The organism is Actinotignum sp. UMB0459, from assembly GCF_051905915.1.
GTDB lineage: Bacteria > Actinomycetota > Actinomycetes > Actinomycetales > Actinomycetaceae > Actinotignum > Actinotignum sanguinis.
Window position 1 is genome coordinate 61,793 of record NZ_JBQAIK010000019.1, and the last position, 21,163, is coordinate 82,955.

Below are 21,163 nucleotides of genomic sequence, written 5' to 3' on the forward strand. Positions count from 1 at the left end.
CAACATTAAGGCAAGATAGACAGAATGAGTGGACAGCGCGGCAACCAGCGGCACGCGGCCACCGCGCTCTCCGCGGTGCCCGCCGCGCCAGCCGTGCCTCCGGTACCCGCCGGCATCGCCGCCCGCCGCCGCCGGCGCGTCTGGACCTTCCTCATCCTCACCGTGCTCCTTGCACTGGGAATGCTTATCTCCGCGCACCTGGGCCAATTCCCCGTGACCGTGGGGGACGTGGCGCGCGGTATCGCCGCCCGCTTCGGGCTGACCGCACCTCCCGACGATCCCCTCATCATGGCGGCGCTCTGGAATATTCGCTTCCCCCGTATCTGCTTAGGGATCCTGGTGGGCGGGGCGCTCGCGGTGGCCGGCGCCGTCATGCAGGCGGTCTTCTCCAACCCGCTGGCGGAACCGGGAATTATCGGGGTTTCTTCCGGATGCGCTTTCGGGGCCGCCCTCACCATGGTCTTTGTTCCCGGGGCCCTGGGCGGGTTGTCGGTACCGCTGGGGGCCTTCGCCGCCGGGCTCGTCACCTCCGCCACCGTCTACCTGCTGGCGCGCTCGCAGGGGCGGGCTGAAACTCTCACCCTGGTGCTCACCGGTATCGCGGTGACCGCGGTGGCCTCCGCCCTCACCTCCATCGCCACCTACCTTGCCGATACCAACGCCCGCGAACAAATCGTGTTCTGGCAGATGGGCTCGTTGGCGGGGGCCTCCTGGTTCCAGGTCGCCGTGGTGGGTGCGGTGGTCGGCGTCGGCATCCTCGGTGCCCTCGCGCTGGCCGGCCGCCTCGATCTGCTCAGCTTGGGGGAGCGCGAAGCGGGGCACGTGGGTGTGAACGTCGCGGCCTTGCGGGCCGCCGCCATCGTCCTCACCGCCATCCTTACCGCCGCCGCCGTGTGCTTCGCCGGAGTGATCGGCTTCGTGGGCCTTATTGTTCCGCATGTGCTGCGACTCCTCATGGGCCCAATGAACCGCATGCTTATTCCGGCTGCGCTGCTGGGCGGGGCGGTACTTCTCACCTACGCCGATCTTGCGGCCCGCACCCTCGTGCCTTTCGCGGAACTCCCCATCGGGATCTTCACGGCGCTGGTGGGCGGCCCCACCTTCTTCATCCTGCTGCGCAAGAACCTGCGAGGTGCCCGTGGTTGATCTCTTCTCCGCGGCGGGGGGGCCGGCCGGGGCACTCGTGGCCGAACACCTCAGCTTCGCCTACGGTAGCCACCGGGTTCTCCACGACGTCAGCATCACTGCCCAGCCCGGGCGGGTCCTCGGGGTACTCGGCCCCAATGGCACCGGAAAATCCACGCTGCTCTCGCTGCTCGCCGGTGACCAAGCACCCACGTCCGGGCAGGTGCGCATCGGCGGCACCTCCGTTTCCTCCCTTTCTTGGCGGGAGCTGGCGCACATGCGCGCCGTTATGCCGCAAAACTCCACCTTCCCCTTCGCCTATCTGGTGCGTGACCTGGTGGCCATGGGTCTCGGATCCGGGAACGGGGCGGGGCGGGGCGCCGGTGCCGGGCAGGGCGCCGGCGCTGGGAGTGCAGCCGGTGCCGGGCGGGGCGCCGGTGCTGGGAGTGCAGCCGGTGCCGGGCGATCAGCGGACGCCGCCATTATCGACGCCGCCCTGCACGCCGCCGATGTCACCCACCTCCAGGATCGCGATGTCACCCGCCTTTCGGGCGGCGAGCAGGCCCGCGTCACCTTCGCGCGGGTTCTTGCCCAGCGTGCCGGGGTGGTGCTCCTGGATGAACCGACCGCGGCCCTGGATATTTCCCACCAGCAGCGCCTCCTCGAGCTGTGCAGGCGCCTGGCGGCCGGCGGGCATACCGTCGTCGCGGTGCTGCACGATATTCAACTGGCCGGCGCGCTCTGCGATGACGTGGTGCTGCTGCGCCACGGCCGGGTGGAGGCGGCCGGCACCCCGCGCCAGGTGCTCACCTCGGAGCTGCTGACCCGGGTCTACGACTGGCCGATCCGAGTGGAGACGCTGGGCGATGGGACTATCGTCGTCGTTCCCACCACCGCAACCACGTCCGTAAAGTGAGAAAGCAATTCTCACTACGTGGACACAGCTAGACTAAGGACGACGGCGGCACCGCCCGCCACCACAACACACGATACGAAGGGGAACTATGGCGCAGCTGCGATCGGCAACGTCAACAACAGGCCGGAATATGGCCGGGGCGCGGGCGCTCTGGCGCGCTACCGGGATGGGTTCGGAAGATTTCGGAAAGCCGATTATTGCCATCGCTAATTCCTTCACCCAATTCGTTCCCGGGCATGTCCACCTGCGTAACGTCGGGAAAATCGTGGCCGATGTTATTCAGGCTAACGGCGGCGTGGCGCGCGAATTTAATACCATCGCGGTAGACGACGGTATCGCCATGGGCCACGACGGCATGCTCTACTCGCTGCCCAGCCGCGAAATAATCGCCGACTCCATCGAATATATGTGCAATGCGCACACCGTGGATGCCCTCGTGTGTATTTCCAATTGCGATAAAATCACGCCCGGGATGCTCATCGCCGCCATGCGCCTGAATATTCCCACTATTTTTGTGTCCGGTGGTCCCATGGAGGCGGGTAAGCCGGTGGAAGGCGTCGTCGACCATAATATTGACCTCATCGACGCGATGGCCCTGGCCGTGGACGATTCCATCACGGACGACGAGCTCGCGCGCGTGGAGGAAAACGCCTGCCCCACCTGCGGTTCCTGCTCGGGAATGTTCACCGCGAATTCCATGAATTGCCTAACCGAAGCGCTGGGCATGTCCCTGCCCGGTAACGGCTCGACCCTCGCCACCGCCACCCGCCGCCGCCGGCTTTTCGAAGAGGCGGGGAAGCGCATCGTCGCGCTCACGAAACGTTATTATCACGACGACGATGCCAGCGTGCTGCCGCGCAATATTATGACGAAGGCGGCGTTCACCAATGCGATGTCCATGGACGTGGCCATGGGGGGCTCCACCAATACCGTGCTCCATATTTTGGCCATCGCCCAGGAAGGGCATGTGGATTTCACGCTGGCGGATATTGATGCGCTGTCGCGGCGAGTGCCCTGCATGGTCAAACTTGCCCCGAACTCCACCGAATTCCATATTCAGGACTTCCACCGGGCCGGTGGGATCCCGGCGCTGCTCGGGGAAATGTACCGCGCGGGCATGCTCGATGATTCGGTGCATTCGGTGCATTCCGATGATCTGAAATCCTGGCTGGAAACCTGGGATATTCGCGGGGTGGCACCTTCGGAACAAGCTCGTGATCTTTTCAGCGCCGCGCCGGGCAACGTGCGCACCACCCGCGCATTTTCGCAGGATTCCACCTGGGAAAGCCCGGATCTGGACGGAGAACACGGGTGTATCCGCAGCGCCGATCACGCCTATACGAAGGATGGTGGACTGTGCGTGCTGCGCGGGAACCTCGCGGAGGACGGCGCGGTGATCAAGACGGCCGGCATCAGCGAGGAACTCTTCCACTTCGAGGGGAGGGCCCGAGTGGTTGATTCCCAGGAGGCCGCCGTCGAACTTATTTTGTCCAAGGCGGTGGAACCGGGCGATATCGTGGTGATCCGCTACGAGGGTCCCAAGGGCGGGCCGGGGATGCAAGAAATGCTCTATCCCACCTCCTACCTCAAGGGCCTGGGCCTCGGAAAGGTGTGCGGTCTGATTACCGACGGGCGTTTTTCCGGGGGGACGTCGGGTCTGTCCATCGGGCACGTCTCCCCGGAGGCCGCCGCGGGTGGCAATATTGCGCTGCTGCGCGAAGGGGATCACATTATTATCGACGTTCCCACCCGCTTGCTCGCCATGGATGTTTCCGAAGAAGAACTGGCCGAGCGGCGCGCCCAGATGGGTGACCTGCCGTGGCACCCGGAGAATCGCGACCGGAAAGTCTCCAAGGCGCTACGTGCCTACGCGATGATGACCACCTCGGCGGATCGCGGGGCGGTGCGGGTGGTGGACGGCCGGGTCGACTAAAGCACCACGGGGCCGCGCTCACCCTAGCGCCGGCGTGCTACCGGCTAGTTGTCGAAGGCCGGGCTGAGCTCGTGGGGTGGCTCCATGAGCCAGTGCCGGTCGGTGATCATGCGGGCGGCTGCCACCCCGGCGCCCACCGCGCAAATAACAAGAACCACATTGGTGAGTGCGCCGGCTGCCTGGGCGATCTGCCCGGCATTAATGGCGTGCAGGCCGCGGAAAAATACCACCCCGGGAATCATGACGACGACGGCTGGGACGCTGAGCGAGACCCGGGAAAATCGGGTGCGGCGGGTGAGGAGATGGGCGAGGATCCCGGCGCCCAGGGCCGCGAGGAACACCGCGGCCACGTTATAGAAGCCGGCGTCCTGGGCGCTCATGCGGGCGGCATTGACAAGTGCGCCGATAGCTCCGGCCAGCAGCGCGGCACCCTGTTCTGCCGTGAAGAGCATAGCGAAACCGTAGGAGGCCACGAAGGTTGCGGCGGCGCGCGCCAGCGCAAGCCACGGTTCGGGGATGACGTAAGCGGCGTGCGGGGCGATATCGGTATCGAAGAGGACGGTGACGACCCACACCGCCATCCCGGCGGCCAGCATCAGCATGGTGACGTAGGCCCCGCGGGTCAGGCCGGCGGAGAAATCGGCGCGAATAGTATCGAGCATCGCGGTGACGAGCGGGAAACCGGGAATGAGGAAGAGGAGGGCGGAAACCACCCCGGCCTCGTGCACCACCGCGATATGCCACGCGGCTTCAGCCACCCCCACCGTGGCGAGATACAGCACCGCAGCTAGCGCTCCTACCAGGAACCAAATCCCGAAGTGGTTCACGAGGCGGCGAGCTAACCAGCCGCGCGCCGCCTGCCCCGCGCTCGCCGCGAAGAAAACCGCGGAGCATTCCACCACCCCGCCTCGGTTGAGGAAACAGAAACAGGCGCAGGCAAGCCCGGATACCAGGGCGAGTAACCAGGCCGGGTAGGTGCGGGCCCGCGCTATTGCATCGTCGAGGGTGCTTGTGACCCGCGCGGGAGTCGAGCCGTCCGGGAGGGCATCAATGGCCGTAATAAGCGCGTCGATACGGGCGGCGTTTACCCCGAGGGCGCGCTGTTCCCCGGTGAGAGTGCACACATCCCCGTAGCCGTAGCAGGTGAGCGTGATTTCGGTGAAGGATACCGCGGCGTGGGTCGTGCGGATTCCCAGGGCGTGTGCGGTGCGTTCCATCGAGTGTTTGACCCGGTAGGCGGAGGCACCGCTCGCCAGGAGTAGCAATCCGGCGCGCAGTACCGCCCGCGCGGCATAGCGCAGATGGCTGGGTTGCTGCGGCGCAGGGGGCCGGTGTGAAAACGTCACGCGTCCAGGGTACGCTTCCCGAAAAACTCCGGAAAACTGTCCGAACAATGAAACCGAAATCCACGATGTGAGACAGATTGATCTTTTTAGCGTTCGCGGACCGCGCTCCGGTAGTCTGAAAGGCATGGCTCAGATTCTTCTTATTATCGTAGTGAGGTAGCGCGCACCACCGGTTGCGCGCTCCCCTCACGTGAGGGGATTTTTTATGCGCTAACCACCACAGCTAGCCACCCCGCTCGGCACTCCAGGAGAACAGGCCCGAAGAACCAGGTGAATCAGGTTGAAGGAGGAACCATGGCCGCATCCGAGATGAATGCATCCGCGATGGGCGCGTCGGCCGCGTCTCACCGGGACCAGCCCGGTGAGATCCGCGAAAAAATGGACGGCGCCCGCGCCATTGTCCGCACCCTAGCGGAACTCGGTGTGGATGTCGTCTTCGGGCTGCCCGGCGGAGCTATTTTGCCCACCTATGACCCGATGTACGATAGCGATTCGCCGCGCCATATCCTGGTGCGCCACGAACAGGGTGGGGGCCACGCGGCCGAAGGCTATGCGCTGGCAACCGGGCGCGTGGGTGTTGTGATGGCCACCTCCGGGCCGGGGGCAACGAACCTCGTCACCCCGCTGCTGGATGCCAATATGGATTCCGTCCCGCTGGTGGCGATCACCGGGCAGGTGGGGGCCGCGGCCATCGGAACCGACGCTTTCCAGGAAGCCGATATCGTGGGTGCCACCATGCCCATGGTCAAGCATTCTTTCCTCGTGACCGACGCCGCTGATATTCCGGCCCGCCTGGCAGAAGCTTTTTACCTCGCGGCGAGCGGGCGCCCCGGCCCCGTCCTCGTGGATATCGCGAAATCCGCCCAGAACCAAGAAACAGAATTTGTGTGGCCCCCGCGCCTGGACCTACCCGGATACCGCCCGGCCGGCGAACCGGATCCCGCTGCCGTCCGCGAGGCGGCCCAACTTATCGCCACCGCGAGCCGCCCCGTGCTCTACGTGGGAGGCGGGGCCGTGCGCGCCCGGGTCTCCCGCGAGGTCACCGAACTGAGCGATCTCACCGGTGCCCCGGTGGTCACCACCCTGCCGGCTCGCGGCACCGTACCCGATTCCCACCCCCACAACCTGGGGATGCCGGGCATGCACGGTACTGTTCCCGCGGTGGGCGCCCTCCAGCGCAGCGATCTCATCGTGGCGCTCGGGGCGCGTTTCGATGATCGCGTTACCGGGGCGCTTGACGGTTTCGCGCCGCGGGCAAAAGTTATCCACCTCGATATTGACCCGGCGGAAGTCTCCAAGAACCGCACCGCGGACGTGGCCATTATCGGTGATTTGGCGCAGTCCGTTCCCGCCCTCCTCGAGGCGGTGCGCGCGGCTCGCGAACAGTACGGGGAAGCGAATCTGGAACCGTGGTGGGGGTACCTCAACCGCCTGCGGGATACCTATCCGGCCGGCTACACCCCCACGGAGGACGGCCTTGTTTCCCCTCAGTATGTGATCGAGCGTCTGGGCGCCGTGGCGGGCAGTGAGGACACCATCTGGGTGACCGGGGTGGGGCAGCACCAAATGTGGGCCTCGCAATTCCTCCATTTCGAGCACCCGCACCGCTGGCTTTCCTCCGGGGGCGCGGGCACCATGGGCTACGGGATCCCGGCCGGTATGGGCGCGAAAGTGGGTCAGCCCGAGCGCACCGTGTGGGTGATTGACGGCGACGGCTCCTTCCAGATGACCAATCAGGAACTGGCCACCTGCCGCCTCAATAACATCAATATCAAAGTGGCCGTTATTAATAACTCCTCGCTGGGGATGGTGCGCCAGTGGCAGACCCTTTTCTACGACGGGCGCTATTCTTTCACCGATCTGGAAACTGGGAACAACACCCGCCGTATCCCCGATTTCGTCAAACTTGCCGAAGCCTATGATTGCGCGGCCTGGCGCGTGGAGAAGAAGGACGACGTCGACACTGCCATCCAGCGCGCTATGGAGATCAATGATCGGCCCGTCGTTATCGACTTCATTACCTCCCCGGATGCGGAGGTGTGGCCGATGGTCGCCGCCGGGGTATCCAATGATGAGATTATGTACGCCAAGGGGCTGCGCCCCGAAGTGGATGAGAACTTCGCGTGAGTAGCGCACTGTCGCCGCTCGAGCCGCCACGAAAGGAAGGATAACAATGCCGCAGCGCCACACGCTCTCCGTACTGGTGGAGAATAAACCCGGAGTGCTCACGCGGGTGGCCGGGCTCTTCGCCCGCCGCGCGTTCAATATTCATTCGCTCGCCGTGGGAGAAACGGAAAACCCGGCGCTCTCGCGGATCACCGTGGTGGTCGACGCCGCGGTACAACCCCTCGAGCAGGTGGCCAAACAGCTCAATAAGTTGGTCAATGTCATCAAAATCGTGGAATTAGACAGTGAGGAAGCGGTGCTGCGCCGCCTCGTCCTCATTAAAGTTGGCGCTGATGATACGACCCGTTCCCACGTGGTGCAGGTCGTGGATCTTTTCCGCGCCCACGTGGTCGATATGGTGCCGGATGCCGTGACCATTGAAGCCACCGGATCCGACCGCAAGATCGGAGCCCTGCTCACCGCCCTGGAGCCCTACGGGATCCGGGAAATTGTGCAGTCGGGAACCGTGGCGCTCGGGCGCGGAGCGCATTCGCTTTCCGAACGGGTCACCGCCGATATGGCGGGAGACCCGGGGGACTTCCCGGAGGCGCTCGCCCGCGGGCGCATCTAGCCGCAGTGGCGCGCGGCCAAGATAGCGGCGTCGTCGTATATACGGCGCGCCTACAGCGTGCGCGGCGCCGCACTACCGCAACGAAACCGAAACCGAAAAACCGCAACCGCGGGGCCTGGCCCCGACCAACAAAAGGAGAAAACCATGGCAGAAATCTTCCATGATGCCGATGCCGATCTGTCCCTCATCCAATCGAAGAAGGTTGCCATTATTGGCTACGGTTCGCAGGGGCACGCGCACGCGCTCAACCTGCGCGACTCCGGCGTGGACGTGGTGGTGGGCCTGCGCGAAGGCTCGAGTTCCGTGGCGAAAGCGCAGGAACAGGGCCTGACGGTGCGTTCCGTGGCCGATGCCACCAAGGACGCTGACGTCGTCATGATTCTGGTGCCGGATCAGACCCAGCGTGGGCTGTGGGCCGCGGAAATCGAGCCGAATCTCAAGGCCGACGCCGCGGTGTTCTTCGCCCACGGTTTCAATATTCACTACGGATATATCAAGCCCGCTGCCGGCCACGATGTGTGCATGGTGGCTCCCAAGGGCCCGGGGCACACGGTGCGCCGCCAGTACGAAGACGGGCGCGGAGTGCCGGTGCTCGTGTGCGTGGAACAGGATGCCTCCGGGCAGGCCTGGGACGTGGCCCTGTCCTACGCCGCCGCGATTGGCGGCACCCGCGCCGGCGCCATTAAGACCACCTTCAAGGAAGAGACCGAAACGGACCTCTTCGGCGAGCAGACCGTGCTGTGCGGCGGGGTTTCCCAGCTCATCACCTACGGTTTCGAAACGCTGGTGGAAGCCGGATACCAGCCGGAGATGGCCTACTTTGAGGTATGTCACGAACTCAAGCTCATCGTTGACCTCATTAACGAAGGCGGGCTGACCAAGCAGCGCTGGTCCTGCTCGGATACGGCCGAATACGGCGACTATGTGTCCGGCCCGCGCGTTATCACCCCGGATGTCAAGGAGCATATGAAGGAAGTGCTGGCTGATATCCAGAACGGTTCCTTCGCCAAGCGCTTCATTGACGACCAGGATGCCGGTGCCCCTGAATTCAAGAAGCTGCGCGCCGAGCACGAAAGCCACCCGCTCGAGGCCACCGGGCGCGAGGTGCGTTCCATGTTCGCGTGGAATACCGATGTGGACGCCGATTACACGGACGGACAGACCGCCCGCTAAGCGCAGCATTGCCGTTCCCAGGTGGGGCGGCTAGGATAAGCGCCAGTTAGCCGGCCCGCTCGCGGCAAGGTACCGCGGGTGGGCCGGTTTGTATGAGCTGAGTTCTACTGTGAGAAAGGCTGCATATGCGTCGTCGTTCCGCTTTCGCTTTCCTCGGGGTGCTGGTTTTCGGCCTCGCCGCCTGCACCGATACATCGGATGCACCGGGGGTGAAACCTACCGTGGCCGCTACCACAGATAGCACGACGGCGCCCAGCGGGCCCTCCGCCAGCGCGACTCCGAGTGCTACTCAAGAACCCGCCCATCTGGTACCCATCCAGCGCGGAGCCAATGTGGTGACGGAGAAAATCCCGGCGCCCCTCGATCAGTGGGGTGGCATTTCTATCGGGGCTGACGGCGTGGCCGGCAGCGTCAACGAAGGCAAACCGGTGGTGCGGGTGTATTCCGATTACTGGTGCCCCTGGTGCAATGACCTGGTGCGCGACCACGGTGAGGAACTCATCCAGATGGCCAAGGACGGGAAAATCACGCTGGTCTACCACCCGAATATGCGCTTCGAGGAATCGCCCTACAGTGTCAAGGGGGAGCAGGCCGAAGTGTGGTTCGCGGTCAACGCCCCGGATAAATACCTTGATTTCCACGAGCTGCTCTACAAAGAAGGCTCCATCCCGGTGGTGAAACACGCGGACCGCGCCGAACGCCAGCAGCCCGACCCGGCCTTGATTGAACAATTCGCCACTCGGGTGGGTCTTGACGCCGCGCAGCTGGAGAGCCTGCGTGCCACGCTGGCCGCGGATGAGTACCTTCCCCTCCTCAAGCAACTACGCGAGCAATTCCTCGCCGACGGCATGAAGTACATTCCCGCCGTTGTTATTGACGAGAAGCTGGTGAGCGATCCGAATAACGGCAACCTGGACCAGTTCCTCGCGCCCTTGAAGTAGGTGGTGGCGGTAGCGAGTGGCGGTGGCCGGTTGTGGCGCGTGGCAGCGACTGGTTGCGGCCCGCAGGGGTGACCGGTTGTAGCTCGCGGGGCACGGAGCGTGAAAAAACTGTCGCAGGGGCGTGGCACAATAGAGGCCATGAAAGCCATTATGACTGTGACCGGGGTGGATCGCACCGGGATTATCGCGGCCGTTTCCGCTGAACTTGCTCGCCTCGGGGTGAATATTATCAACGTCACCCAAACCCTCATGGATGAGTACTTCACTATGATCCTCGAAGTTGCGCTTCCGGAGGGTAGCTCCATTACCCAGGTGCAGCAGGCCATGGCGGAACTGGGCGGCGCGGAAGCGCTGGAAATCCACGTGCAGGCGGATTCCATTTTTCGCGCCATGCATCGCGTCTAGCCCGGTCTGGTGGATAGGCTGGCCCGGTACGTAAAACTGGCCGGCGCACCGGAACAGGCACAGCGATATGCACTGGAACGGACACGGCAACGTGTACGGGAACTCGCACAGGAACGGGAGAATACCTATGTATGCCAGCAGTGAGCCCACTGCCCAAAACATTCTGGAAACCCTCGCGATGATCCGCGAGGACCGCCTCGATATCCGTACCGTCACCATGGGGATTTCCCTGCTGGACTGCGCGGATTCGGATGGCGAGCGCGCTCGCGAACGGGCCCGCGCCCGCATTATGGAGCGGGCCGCGCGCCTGGTGCCGGTAGCGCGGCAGATCGAAGCGGAACTGGGTATCCCCATTATTAATAAGCGCATTTCCGTGACCCCGATTGCTTTAGTGGCCGCGGCAAGCGGGGAAAAGGACCTTACCCCGTGGGCGGTGATGCTTGATGAATGCGCCCGGGAAATCGGCGTGGATTTCGTGGGCGGGTTTTCCGCCCTGGTGGAAAAGGGCATGACGCGCGCGGATGAGGCGCTCATCGATTCCATTCCTGCTGCGCTGGCCGCCACCTCGGTGGTGTGCTCCTCCGTCAATATCGGAACCTCACGCGCCGGAATTAATATGAGCGCGGTTGGGCGCATGGGGGAAACCATTTGTGAGCTTGCCGCCCGCACGGAAAAGGGCTCCGGGGCTGCTCGGCTGGTCGTTTTTGCTAACTCGGTGGGGGATAACCCCTTTATGGCCGGGGCTTTCCACGGGGTAGAAATGCCCGATTGCGTGGTTTCCGTAGGGGTATCCGGACCGGGTGTTATTACCCGGGCAATTACGGCGGCAGCAGGGGCATCCTTCGATGAACTCGCGGAAGAAATCAAGCGCAGCGCTTTCAAAATCACCCGCATGGGCGAACTGGTCGGGCAGCTTGCCGCGCAGCGCCTCGGGGTGCCTTTCGGGGTTGTTGACCTCTCTTTGGCTCCCACCCCGGAAGTCGGCGATTCGGTGGCACGCGCCCTGGAAGCCATGGGCCTGGAACGCGTGGGAGCCCACGGCACCACGGCGGCCCTCGCGCTTCTCAATGATGCGGTGAAGAAAGGCGGGCTCATGGCCTGCTCGCACGTGGGCGGGCTCTCCGGGTCCTTCATCCCCGTCTCCGAAGACGAAGGCATGATCGAAGCCGCGCGGCTCGGTGCTATTAGCCTGGCCAAACTCGAAGCCATGACCGCTATTTGCTCGGTGGGCCTTGACATGATCGCGGTGCCCGGGGATACCCCGGCCGCCACCATCGCCGGCATGATCGCAGACGAAGCTGCCATCGGCATCATGAACTCCAAGACCACCGCCGTGCGGGTCATCCCCGCTACGGGCTTGAGCGAAGGCGATACCGTGGAATTCGGCGGCCTGCTTGGCAGCGCTCCCGTGATGCCGGTAAGCCCGTACTCCAGCGCGGCATTCATTGGCCGCGGGGGTACTATCCCGGCGCCCGTGCACGCTTTCAAGAATTAGGCGCGAGGCGAGGAACGGTTAGCGAGCCAGCTTAGCGGGAGTCGTTAGCAAGCGAGGTTAGCGGGCGCGGATAATCGCCGCGATGCCCTGCCCGCCGCCGATGCACAGTGTCACAAGGGAGTGCTCGATTCCGCGTTCGCGCTGATTGAGGAGAGCACGCAGTGAAATAATCGCTCCCGAAGCCCCCACCGGGTGGCCCAGCGCAATCGCCCCGCCCAGCGGATTGACGATCTCCGGATCCAGCTCCGCATCGCGAATCACCGCAATGGCCTGGGAGGCAAAAGCCTCATTGAGTTCCACCCAGCCAATATCCGCCCGGCTCAGGCCGGTACGCTCAAGCACCTTCTCAATAGCCAAGCGCGGGGCGTAGCCCATGTACTCCGGTTCCACCCCGACGGTTGCCACATCCACCAGCTCGCCCAGAATATCCACACCCGCCGCAATCGCATCCTCTTCCCGCATGAGGACGAGCATGGCGGCGCCGTCGTTAATCCCGGAAGAATTACCGGCCGTTACGGTGCCGTGCGCGGCAAAAACAGGGGGGAGGTGGCTGAGCGTTTCAGCCGTCACGCCCGTGCGCGGATATTCTTCTGCAACGACGACGCGCTCAGTGGGTTCCCCGGCGTCAATCGTGAAAGGAACACGCTCCTTATCAAAAGCCCCGGCTGCGATGGCGGCCTGGGCGCGGGCCTGGGACTGGGCCGCAAAAGCGTCCTGCTCGGCGCGGGAAATACCGAACTTCTCCGCAACCCGCTCCGCTGTCCAGCCCATGGGCCGGCCCGAGAACGGATCAGAAATCAGCGAAAATGTGCCGTCCACGTGCTTCGGCCCGTTGAGGTGACCGGCGCGGGAAAAATCCATGACCGGCTGGCGCGTCATATTCTCAGCACCGCCCGCCATGACGATGCGCGCATCCCCGGAACGCAAGGCGCTGGCTGCGCTCGCGAGGGCTTGCACCCCGGAGCCGCACACCCGATTGACAGTGAGGGCAGTGGAGGAGGCCCGCGCTCCGGCGGCCAGGGCGATCCGGCGGGAAATATAGGCATCGGCACCGGTCTGGCCCACGCAGCCCACCACGAAATCATCCACATCCGCCATGGGGATACCCGCGCGCTCGGCGGCCGCGCGCGCCGCCGCCGCACCTAATTCGTGCGCGGGAGTATTCGCGTAGTAGCCGCGGAACTTCCCCGTGGGAATGCGAGCGCCGCTGACAATGACGATAGGTGAATCGAACGCCATAACCTTGCCTCCCGAGATTCAAGAATTCAATTCTACGAGGAGAGGCGCGCCGGCTCCAGGAGAGGTACCTAACCCCGGCCTAAGTGCAGCCTGAGCTGTGTGCCTCCGTTCTGTACCTACGTTCCCGCCGCGCGGGTCTCAACGCTGCCCCGCTGCTTCGTCCCACCCGCCGAGCATTCCGAAAAGTGAGACGAATAGTCTCACCAAGTGGACGGATCTCGTATACTCACCCGTATGCGCGCCTCTATTAATCTCGCTGTTATTGCCGGAGATGGCATCGGTCCGGAAATTGTGCCCGAAGGTCTGAAAGTGCTACGCGCTGCGCTGGGAGAAAGCGGCACGGAGCTGAGCGTGACACCCTATAGCATCGGGGCGCAGCGCTATGTGGATACCGGAGAAACTCTCAGTGATGCCGATCTGGAAGCCTTGGCCGGGCATGACGCGCTGCTGCTCGGCGCCATTGGAGATCCGCGGGTGCCCGCCGGAATCCTGGAGCGTGAGATTCTGCTGCGGCTGCGCTTCGCCTTCGACCACTACGTTAATTTGCGGCCCAGTGTGCTCTACCCCGGGGTTCCCACCCCGCTAGCGGTACCGGGAGATATTGACCTGGTGGTGGTGCGCGAGGGAACCGAAGGTCTGTACTCGGGCAACGGGGGTTGTGTTCACCGCGGCATGCCCACCGAAGTGGCAACCGAAGTATCTGTAAACACCGCTCACGGAACTGAGCGTTTGGTGCGCTACGCCTTTGAGCTGGCAGCATCCCGGCCCCGCCGCCACCTCACCCTCGTCCATAAAACCAATGTGCTCGTGCACGCGGGTGGGTTGTGGCAGCGCACCGTGAACCGCCTGGCCGCGGAGTACCCGAGCGTAAACGTTGATTACTGCAATGTGGATGCCGCCACGATTTACCTGGTGACCGACCCGCAGCGTTTCGATGTCATCGTGACAGATAACCTCTTTGGCGATATTCTGACCGACGAAGCCGGGGCGGTAAGCGGAGGCGTGGGGCTTGCGGCGTCGGGCAATATTAATCCGGAAGGAGACTTCCCCTCCATGTTTGAACCGATCCACGGTTCAGCGCCGGATATTGCGGGGACCGGGAAAGCAGATCCGACGGCAACAATCGCCTCCGTGGCGCTCATGCTGCGCCACCTCGGGCTCGCTGAGCCGGCCGCGCGTATTGAGGCGGCCATCAGGGCAGATATGGAAGCGCGCGCCGCGGCCGCGGCAACCGGAACGCCGCTGCGCCGCACAACCATCCAGATCGGTGATGCTATTCTCGCCGCTATGGAAGATAACCGTTAAGGATCACCACGAAGAAAGAAGGACTCAGGTATGAGCGTTCCGAGCACTCCGGAAGAACTGGAAGCTGCCGCTACCACCCCCGCACCCGCGGATAGCCTCGCCGGCCGGTTCGTTGTTCACCCGAATGAACACCCGGCCACCGAGGAGGAGGTTAGCCAGGTGCTGGCCGGCCCCGGTTTCGGCCGCTACTTCACTGACCATATGGCCCGGGCAACGTGGACCGCGGAAGAGGGCTGGCATAACCATGCCATCGTGCCCTACGGTCCGCTCAGCCTGGACCCGGCCGGCGCGGTACTTCACTACGGCCAGGAAGTTTTTGAAGGTTTGAAAGCCTACCGGCATGCGGACGGTTCGCTGTGGCTGTTCCGACCCACCTACAACGGGGCGCGCCTGAACTTCTCCGGGCATCGCTTGGCGATTCCGGAACTGCCCGTGGATGATTTTGTGGCCTCGCTGGTGGACCTGGTGCGCCAGGATCGGCGCTGGGTGCCGGGCGCGGAGGGTGAATCGCTCTACCTGCGGCCCTTCATTTTCGCCTCGGAGGCTTTCCTCGGGGTGCGTGCGGCTGCCGCGTACGAGTACATCGTGCTCGCGTCGCCGGCCGGGGCGTATTTCCCCAATGGTTTCCAGCCCATCAAGGTGTGGGTGGAGCCCGATTACCATCGCGCCGGCCCCGGAGGCATGGGCGCGGCGAAAACTGGCGGGAACTACGCTGCCTCGCTGCTGCCCAAGGTCACCGCAAGTGCGGCCGGGTACGATGAGGTTCTTTTCCTTGACGCCGCAACCGCCACGAATCTTGATGAACTGGGCGGGATGAACGTCTTTGTGGTGTACGCGGACGGCAGCGTGGCCACCCCGAAACTCACCGGCAATATCTTGCCCGGGAATACCCGTTCGTGCATTATGCAGCTGCTGCGCCGCGCCGGGGTTGAGGTGCGCGAAGATACTCTCGCTTTGCGTGATGTGGTGAGCGGTATTCAGGACGGGAACGTGGCAGAAATGTTCGCCTGCGGGACCGCGGCCGTTGTGACCGCTATCGGCCAGCTCACCGGGGAGGACTTCAGCGTTGAGCTGCCCACCCACACCGTGGCCCAGCGGATTTACGAGGAGCTCACCGGCATCCAAAACGGTACCCGCGAAGATCCCTTTGGCTGGATGTACCGGATCGCCTAGCGGGGTTGGGCGGCGTTACGCGCGCGGCGCTGGGGTGAGCGACGCCCGCGGGTTTGGGCTAGTTCGTTTTGTGCGTCTGGGCTCGATACTGGCGCGGCGGCGGGACGAGGAAACATCCGGCACCAGCGGCTACCGTCACGGTGAGCGGAGTGGGGAAGAGGTCTTCGCCATCGACCGCCGGAATAAGGTCGGGCATCTCCAGGCGAACACTGTTTACCTGGATTTGAGTGACGATATCTTGCAGTTTGGAGAAATCTCCGGTGTAGATATTGCGGAGGTTGCGAGCCGCGGTGCGGCGCGATACCGGGCTGACGACGGTAAGTGCCAGCTTGCCGTCACGCGGATCCGCGTGCGAGCACATTCGGATCCCGCCTCCGTAACTGCTGGTATTGCCAACCGCGCACAGGGTAGCTTCTAGGGTGAAGGGTTCGCCGCCGTCGATGCTCAAGGTGAGTGGGGCGGTGCGCATGGCTGCTACTTCGGCAAGAACCGCGAGGAAATAGGCGGCCGAACCTCCTGGCCACCGGATCTGCTTCGCCCGCGCGTTAATGCGGGTATCGATACCCGCGGCGAGGATTGAGGCGAAATAGCGGCGCTCGGGTTGGGAAACACCGTTTACTTCGCGGGTGGCTAGGCCAAGGTCTGTCATCACGGTATACCCGGATGCGATGACCCGGGCCGCTGCGCGCACATCGAGGGGAATACCCAGGCCGCGCGCAATATCGTTCCCGGTTCCTCCCGCGACTAAGCCGAGCGGCTTGCCGGTACCGGCCTGCTCCTGCACGATGAGATTCGCCAGTCCGTCCCCACCGCAGGTCACCAGGGCATCAATGTCTGGATCGGCCAGTGCTGCCCTGGCGTTCTTACGAGTTTCCGCGACGGTGGTGGCGTAGTTTCCTACCACATCAACGCCATGTTTGAGCAGCTCGGCTGTGATATGGGCAGCTAGAGAAGTGGCGCGGCCCTTTCCCGCGGTCGGGTTGGTGAGAAGAACGACGCGGCGGATCTGGCGCCGCCCCTCCGGATAGCCGTTGTGCTGGTGCTGTTGCGCCGCAGAATCTGACATAGTGGCAAGCCCTCTTTCCCTCGGTGGTGGTGGCGCGCTCCGAGCCTCATAATTCCCTGCCGGGGCCGCGCCCGAAAACACCGCTCACAGGTGAGCACTGTTCCCTCATCGTAACCGAGCTACGGAACGGGCGCGCTCGGTGTCCGCTAGGCTGGCGGTATGGCAATGACGTATCGCTCGGTAGGGAAGTCGGGCCTGATGGTGTCCGCCGTCGGCATCGGTGGTAATAATTTTGGCCGCGCCCATACGCAAACCGAAACACAAGAAGGCACGGATGCGGTTGTGCGCGCGGCGCTCGAAGAAGGAATCACCACCTTTGATCTTGCCGACGTGTACGGCAAAGAGCCGGGGCTTTCGGAAACCATGTTCGGAAAGGCGCTGCGGGAAGTGGGGGAGCGGGCCCGCGACGTCGTCGTTATAACAAAATTTGGTATGGATATGCAGGGGCGTAACGGCGCTGATTACGGGGCGCGCGGTTCACGGCGCTACGTGACGCGGGCCTTGGAGGCATCCTTGCGGCGGCTCGGCGTGGAGGCGATTGACCTGTATTTTTATCACACGCCGGATGGGGTGACGCCGCCCGAGGAGACGCTCGGGGCGCTTTCGGACGCGGTGCGGGCGGGTAAAATTCGGTATTACGCGACGTCGAACCATGCCGGGTGGCAGCTTGCTGACGCTTCGCATTTGGCGGCTGTTCGGGGGTTTGTGGGCCCGATTGCTACCGAGTCGCATTACAACTTGATTGACCGACGCGCGGAACTCGAGGTGGTGCCGGCGGCGCAGCGCTTTGGCCTGGGGATCTTCCCGTACTTCCCGTTGGCGAACGGATTGCTGACGGGCAAGTATCGGCGGGGTGAGGCGCCGCAGGGTTCGCGGATTGCGCACTCTAAGGCGGCGTTGCTCGAATCCACGGACTGGGATCAGATCGAGGATTTTGTTGCGTTTGCGCAGGCGCGCGGCTTGACGCCGGTGCAGGTGGCGATGTCGTGGTTGGCCTCGCGGCCGTGCGTGGCATCCGTTATTGCCGGTGCGACGACGCCGCAGCAAGTCCGCCAGAATGCAGCCTCCCTGGTGTGGGAGCCGAGCAGCGCGGACTTAACTGAGCTCGACGCAATCTTCCCGCCGCCGGAGAAAGTGGCGTTGTTCTAGGGCTTGTGGGGGTGGCCGTCGGGCTTGGAAGATTGACAGAAGTTCTCATGTGTGTTGGTTTTCCAGGTTCGCCTCCATCGACTAGGCTCGTAGCGAGCGGTTTTCCACGCTAAGGCGTGGGTAGGTCAAGGTTTGATGCATTGCCTAGGTGGGCCGTTTTCCCCGTGTAAGCGGGGGTAACAGTGTTTGCTGGCCTATAATTCTTTCCCTTGCGTCGAAATATGCAGACGCGAGAAAAGATATTATATGGACATGTTTGATGCTTTTACACCTGATAATCATCTGGTAGTCTTGTTGTATCTCAAAGGAGAGAAAGCATGGAAAAGTGAAGTGATCCAGGTTTCTTCCTTTTGAGTAGATAAGGACATCTGGATTATGTCGAAGAAATTTGATCAGGAAACTAAGAACCGTGTTATCCGCCTTGTTGAGAAGCGGATCCTCGCCGAGGGGATATCTTTACAAGATGCGTGCAGGGTCGTAGCGTCCAAACATGACGTTTCCTGGCATACGGCCCGCCGATGGGTTCAGCAAGCCCGTAAGAACGGGCCGGTTAGGCGGGCGGAAGAAGACGTGCTCGCAGAGAACATGCGGTTGCGCCGGGAGAACCAGGAACTCCGCGACGTTAATGAACTCCTGAAAGCCGCGTCGGCCTTTTTTGCGTGTCAAGCAGGCCACCCACATCAGACATTGTGAGTGACGGCCAGGAAGATCCTCACGCTAGAAGTCTCCGGTGAGTTGGGGACCACATTCACTGTTGAATTTCCGTCACATTGCTGGGACTTGAACATTCGGGGTTTCCCACGCAAGACTCGGATCATGAGTAACCGTGATAAGCGCGAAAAACAACGTTTGCATCGAAGCGCAGACACGGCCGAAGCTAAAATGAAACGTTTAGAACAGCGGCGCGAAAAAGGACTCGCAGCTAAAGATGCCGAGATCGTGAGGCTGGAAAAGGCAGGTGAGGTGTTAGCGAGAGCTGTTGTCTCTGCTTATCTCTTCTCCGAAAAACACGGAAATGGTTAGTCGGGTCGGTCAGTGTCATGGTGATATTGCGATGCATGGTGGTGACAATCGCGGAGCTCTTCCATCGGTGACTCGCCAAATGCTGGTGTGGCCATAGGATTGCCCCCGCTCGCGCGGGGAAGAGATAGTCTGCTCCGGCTTGGCCTCAACAACCTTGGAATTACCCCCGCTCGCGCGGGGAAGAGCGCAAGATTGACCCTCACTTTAACATGACCGCGGAATTACCCCCGCCCGCGCGGGGAAGAGCAGAGACCACCATTTGCCCCATCGACCCTTCAGGAATTACCCCCGCTCGCGCGGGGAAGAGCGCCGACCGAACTGCCCGCCACTGTGGACACGGGAATTACCCCCGCTCGCGCGGGGAAGAGTTTGTAAAGGTCGTGGTAGAAGTCCCAGTCAGGGAATTACCCCCGCTCGCGCGGGGAAGAGTTTCCCCCTTTTTTCTTTCTCTTTAAATGGTTGGAATTACCCCCGCTCGCGCGGGGAAGAGAAGAGCAGCACCGGCGGGCTAATGCCCGGCTTAGAATTACCCCCGCTCGCGCGGGGAAGAGTTCAGCCCCCGCGGGAACATACGCGCTCAAGTGGAATTACCCCCGCTCGCGCGGGGAAGAGTCTTTGAGCCCAGCGGCTTGGGCTTCTGCTTGGGAATTACCCCCGCTCGCGCGGGGAAGAGTATTGCGCGGAAGATCATGAAACCATTTTCGAGGAATTACCCCCGCTCGCGCGGGGAAGAGCCGCTCCGGGGTGCGGGTATATTGAATTTCACGGAATTACCCCCGCTCGCGCGGGGAAGAGCTGCGCATTCCGCTCCGGCTCCGACCGCCCTCGGAATTACCCCCGCTCGCGCGGGGAAGAGCGGCAAGGGTTGCCGAATCGGTGCGCAGCGTGGGAATTACCCCCGCTCGCGCGGGGAAGAGTGACGGTCGCGCTCCAATGCGCGCGGGTCGATGGAATTACCCCCGCTCGCGCGGGGAAGAGATCAGCAACGCGGGGGCGATTAGTAGGGCTGTGGAATTACCCCCGCTCGCGCGGGGAAGAGGACGGGACCCTTTCCCTTTCCCTGGAAGCAAAGGAATTACCCCCGCTCGCGCGGGGAAGAGGGGCTTTCAGGGCTTCTTTATATTCCTTGAGGGGAATTACCCCCGCTCGCGCGGGGAAGAGTAGGCTAGGCGCTGCGCATGAAACATGAGCGCGGAATTACCCCCGCTCGCGCGGGGAAGAGTACCCGTGATCTAGCAGCAGCGATTAGCGCATAGAATTACCCCCGCTCGCGCGGGGAAGAGGGCAGGCCGTGGCATATTCCTTGAAGCTAAGCGGAATTACCCCCGCTCGCGCGGGGAAGAGTGTGGGGGTCATGGACGGCTGAACGGCATAATGGAATTACCCCCGCTCGCGCGGGGAAGAGAGCACCCGAAAATCAGGAACACCCTCGAACTTGGAATTACCCCCGCTCGCGCGGGGAAGAGTCGGTCCGGTTTGCTACGGCGCAGGTGGCGCGGGGAATTACCCCCGCTCGCGCGGGGAAGAGGGGACTACTACTACAGCGACGTGTACCCCAGCGGAATTACCCCCGCTCGCGCGGGGAAGAGCATAGCTGGCTGCTTGCTGGATTTGCCACTGTGGAATTACCCCCGCTCGCGCGGGGAAGAGTCCCGCGTATCACGAGCTTTTGGATTCAAACCGGAATTACCCCCGCTCGCGCGGGGAAGAGACCCACACCCAAAATCTCTGCGAGCTCTGAGCGGAATTACCCCCGCTCGCGCGGGGAAGAGTATCCCGCAATGAATACAATGAGCTGGCTACCGGAATTACCCCCGCTCGCGCGGGGAAGAGAATGCCTGGAAGATGATGAAGAGATGACGGCAGGAATTACCCCCGCTCGCGCGGGGAAGAGCGGCTTTCATGCTCGGTAGCTTGGGTTTCGGGGGAATTACCCCCGCTCGCGCGGGGAAGAGTTTACCGAATTTTTCCAGCTCTTTACGCGCCTGGAATTACCCCCGCTCGCGCGGGGAAGAGATTGCCTGACCTGGTTGTTTATCGGCGGCGGACCCGGAAATCGCAATGGAACAGAGTTCCAGATTTGCGGCTCGCCGGGAGATACGCCGATTCGCCGAGCGTAACAACCACGTTAGTTCCC

17 protein-coding genes and 1 CRISPR repeat array are annotated in these 21,163 nt (G+C 63.0%); of the genes, 14 read left to right on the top strand and 3 right to left on the bottom strand.

Annotation, left to right across the window (positions count from 1 at the left end; all coding sequences use genetic code 11):
- Window positions 1-24 precede the first annotated feature (24 nt).
- From ACTFPK_RS07815 to ilvD, 3 genes are all read left to right on the top strand, one after another.
- Window positions 25-1,146, top strand: coding sequence for a FecCD family ABC transporter permease (locus tag ACTFPK_RS07815; RefSeq protein WP_274735100.1), 1,122 nt, complete (start codon window positions 25-27; stop codon window positions 1,144-1,146).
- Entirely contained in the window at window positions 1,139-2,041 is a 903-nt protein-coding gene (locus ACTFPK_RS07820; protein ID WP_274778566.1) for an ABC transporter ATP-binding protein, read from the top strand. Before ACTFPK_RS07815 ends, ACTFPK_RS07820 begins: the two co-directional genes overlap by 8 nt.
- An 88-nt stretch (window positions 2,042-2,129) precedes the next feature.
- On the top strand, window positions 2,130-3,974 hold the full coding sequence (ilvD, locus tag ACTFPK_RS07825) for a dihydroxy-acid dehydratase (protein ID WP_274735103.1): 1,845 nt from the start codon (window positions 2,130-2,132) through the stop codon (window positions 3,972-3,974).
- Between the two features lie 44 nt (window positions 3,975-4,018).
- Here the strand turns inward: ilvD and ACTFPK_RS07830 are convergent, their stop codons facing one another.
- Complete coding sequence (locus ACTFPK_RS07830; protein ID WP_274735104.1) at window positions 4,019-5,320, bottom strand: threonine/serine ThrE exporter family protein; 1,302 nt, start codon at window positions 5,318-5,320, stop codon at window positions 4,019-4,021.
- 324 nt (window positions 5,321-5,644) lie between these two features.
- Here ACTFPK_RS07830 and ACTFPK_RS07835 point away from each other — a divergent pair, with 324 nt between their 5' ends.
- From ACTFPK_RS07835 to ACTFPK_RS07860, 6 genes are all read left to right on the top strand, one after another.
- Window positions 5,645-7,447, top strand: a complete 1,803-nt coding sequence (locus ACTFPK_RS07835) for an acetolactate synthase large subunit (protein WP_196800252.1) — start codon at window positions 5,645-5,647, stop codon at window positions 7,445-7,447.
- Window positions 7,448-7,493: 46 nt separating this feature from the next.
- Window positions 7,494-8,057, top strand: a complete 564-nt coding sequence (gene ilvN, locus ACTFPK_RS07840) for an acetolactate synthase small subunit (protein ID WP_016442335.1) — start codon at window positions 7,494-7,496, stop codon at window positions 8,055-8,057.
- Window positions 8,058-8,201: 144 nt separating this feature from the next.
- On the top strand, window positions 8,202-9,230 hold the full coding sequence (ilvC, locus tag ACTFPK_RS07845; protein WP_016442336.1) for a ketol-acid reductoisomerase: 1,029 nt from the start codon (window positions 8,202-8,204) through the stop codon (window positions 9,228-9,230).
- 125 nt (window positions 9,231-9,355) lie between these two features.
- Window positions 9,356-10,171 carry a DsbA family protein gene (locus tag ACTFPK_RS07850; RefSeq protein WP_274733430.1) on the top strand — a complete coding sequence of 272 codons (816 nt, stop codon included), beginning with the start codon at window positions 9,356-9,358 and terminating at the stop codon, window positions 10,169-10,171.
- Between the two features lie 138 nt (window positions 10,172-10,309).
- Window positions 10,310-10,576 carry an ACT domain-containing protein gene (locus ACTFPK_RS07855; protein ID WP_039898278.1) on the top strand — a complete coding sequence of 89 codons (267 nt, stop codon included), beginning with the start codon at window positions 10,310-10,312 and terminating at the stop codon, window positions 10,574-10,576.
- 127 nt (window positions 10,577-10,703) lie between these two features.
- A complete protein-coding gene (locus tag ACTFPK_RS07860) occupies window positions 10,704-12,071 on the top strand; it encodes a PFL family protein (protein ID WP_016442339.1) in 1,368 nt (455 codons plus the stop codon).
- A 57-nt stretch (window positions 12,072-12,128) separates the two neighbouring features.
- Here the strand turns inward: ACTFPK_RS07860 and ACTFPK_RS07865 are convergent, their stop codons facing one another.
- Window positions 12,129-13,310, bottom strand: a complete 1,182-nt coding sequence (locus ACTFPK_RS07865; protein ID WP_274733432.1) for a thiolase family protein — start codon at window positions 13,308-13,310, stop codon at window positions 12,129-12,131.
- Between the two features lie 234 nt (window positions 13,311-13,544).
- On the opposite strand from ACTFPK_RS07865, the gene ACTFPK_RS07870 reads away from it, so the two are divergent.
- On the top strand, window positions 13,545-14,615 hold the full coding sequence (locus ACTFPK_RS07870; protein WP_439911403.1) for a 3-isopropylmalate dehydrogenase: 1,071 nt from the start codon (window positions 13,545-13,547) through the stop codon (window positions 14,613-14,615).
- A 30-nt stretch (window positions 14,616-14,645) separates the two neighbouring features.
- Window positions 14,646-15,788, top strand: coding sequence for a branched-chain amino acid aminotransferase (locus ACTFPK_RS07875; RefSeq protein ID WP_439911404.1), 1,143 nt, complete (start codon window positions 14,646-14,648; stop codon window positions 15,786-15,788).
- Window positions 15,789-15,846: 58 nt separating this feature from the next.
- Here the strand turns inward: ACTFPK_RS07875 and ACTFPK_RS07880 are convergent, their stop codons facing one another.
- The gene (locus tag ACTFPK_RS07880) at window positions 15,847-16,854 is read right to left on the bottom strand and encodes a diacylglycerol/lipid kinase family protein (protein WP_016442343.1); all 1,008 of its coding nucleotides are present in this window, start codon (window positions 16,852-16,854) and stop codon (window positions 15,847-15,849) included.
- A gap of 159 nt (window positions 16,855-17,013) precedes the next feature.
- Here ACTFPK_RS07880 and ACTFPK_RS07885 point away from each other — a divergent pair, with 159 nt between their 5' ends.
- The 3 genes from ACTFPK_RS07885 to ACTFPK_RS07895 all read left to right on the top strand — a co-directional run bounded on the left by ACTFPK_RS07885 (window position 17,014) and on the right by ACTFPK_RS07895 (window position 19,026).
- A complete protein-coding gene (locus ACTFPK_RS07885; RefSeq protein ID WP_016442344.1) occupies window positions 17,014-18,003 on the top strand; it encodes an aldo/keto reductase in 990 nt (329 codons plus the stop codon).
- Window positions 18,004-18,378: 375 nt separating this feature from the next.
- Window positions 18,379-18,696: a transposase gene (locus ACTFPK_RS07890; RefSeq protein ID WP_016442345.1), complete on the top strand. Its 318-nt coding sequence runs from the start codon at window positions 18,379-18,381 to the stop codon at window positions 18,694-18,696.
- A 123-nt stretch (window positions 18,697-18,819) separates the two neighbouring features.
- Window positions 18,820-19,026 carry a hypothetical protein gene (locus ACTFPK_RS07895; protein WP_155875821.1) on the top strand — a complete coding sequence of 69 codons (207 nt, stop codon included), beginning with the start codon at window positions 18,820-18,822 and terminating at the stop codon, window positions 19,024-19,026.
- Between the two features lie 95 nt (window positions 19,027-19,121).
- Window positions 19,122-21,042: direct repeats of the CRISPR family, unit length 29 nt; unit sequence GGAATTACCCCCGCTCGCGCGGGGAAGAG.
- Window positions 21,043-21,163 lie beyond the last annotated feature (121 nt).

Excerpts from the sequence above, each read along its gene's own strand:
- ACTFPK_RS07890 (WP_016442345.1), top strand. The coding sequence starts at position 18,379 with ATGTCGAAGAAATTTGATCAGGAAACTAAGAACCGTGTTATCCGCCTT.
- ACTFPK_RS07885 (WP_016442344.1), top strand. The coding sequence starts at position 17,014 with ATGGCAATGACGTATCGCTCGGTAGGGAAGTCGGGCCTGATGGTGTCC.
- ACTFPK_RS07865 (WP_274733432.1), bottom strand. The coding sequence starts at position 13,310 with ATGGCGTTCGATTCACCTATCGTCATTGTCAGCGGCGCTCGCATTCCC.
- ACTFPK_RS07860 (WP_016442339.1), top strand. The coding sequence starts at position 10,704 with ATGTATGCCAGCAGTGAGCCCACTGCCCAAAACATTCTGGAAACCCTC.
- ACTFPK_RS07855 (WP_039898278.1), top strand. The coding sequence starts at position 10,310 with ATGAAAGCCATTATGACTGTGACCGGGGTGGATCGCACCGGGATTATC.
- ACTFPK_RS07835 (WP_196800252.1), top strand. The coding sequence starts at position 5,645 with ATGGGCGCGTCGGCCGCGTCTCACCGGGACCAGCCCGGTGAGATCCGC.
- ilvN (WP_016442335.1), top strand. The coding sequence starts at position 7,494 with ATGCCGCAGCGCCACACGCTCTCCGTACTGGTGGAGAATAAACCCGGA.
- ilvD (WP_274735103.1), top strand. The coding sequence starts at position 2,130 with ATGGCGCAGCTGCGATCGGCAACGTCAACAACAGGCCGGAATATGGCC.
- ACTFPK_RS07875 (WP_439911404.1), top strand. The coding sequence starts at position 14,646 with ATGAGCGTTCCGAGCACTCCGGAAGAACTGGAAGCTGCCGCTACCACC.
- ilvC (WP_016442336.1), top strand. The coding sequence starts at position 8,202 with ATGGCAGAAATCTTCCATGATGCCGATGCCGATCTGTCCCTCATCCAA.
- ACTFPK_RS07880 (WP_016442343.1), bottom strand. The coding sequence starts at position 16,854 with ATGTCAGATTCTGCGGCGCAACAGCACCAGCACAACGGCTATCCGGAG.
- ACTFPK_RS07895 (WP_155875821.1), top strand. The coding sequence starts at position 18,820 with ATGAGTAACCGTGATAAGCGCGAAAAACAACGTTTGCATCGAAGCGCA.
- ACTFPK_RS07815 (WP_274735100.1), top strand. The coding sequence starts at position 25 with ATGAGTGGACAGCGCGGCAACCAGCGGCACGCGGCCACCGCGCTCTCC.
- ACTFPK_RS07850 (WP_274733430.1), top strand. The coding sequence starts at position 9,356 with ATGCGTCGTCGTTCCGCTTTCGCTTTCCTCGGGGTGCTGGTTTTCGGC.
- ACTFPK_RS07870 (WP_439911403.1), top strand. The coding sequence starts at position 13,545 with ATGCGCGCCTCTATTAATCTCGCTGTTATTGCCGGAGATGGCATCGGT.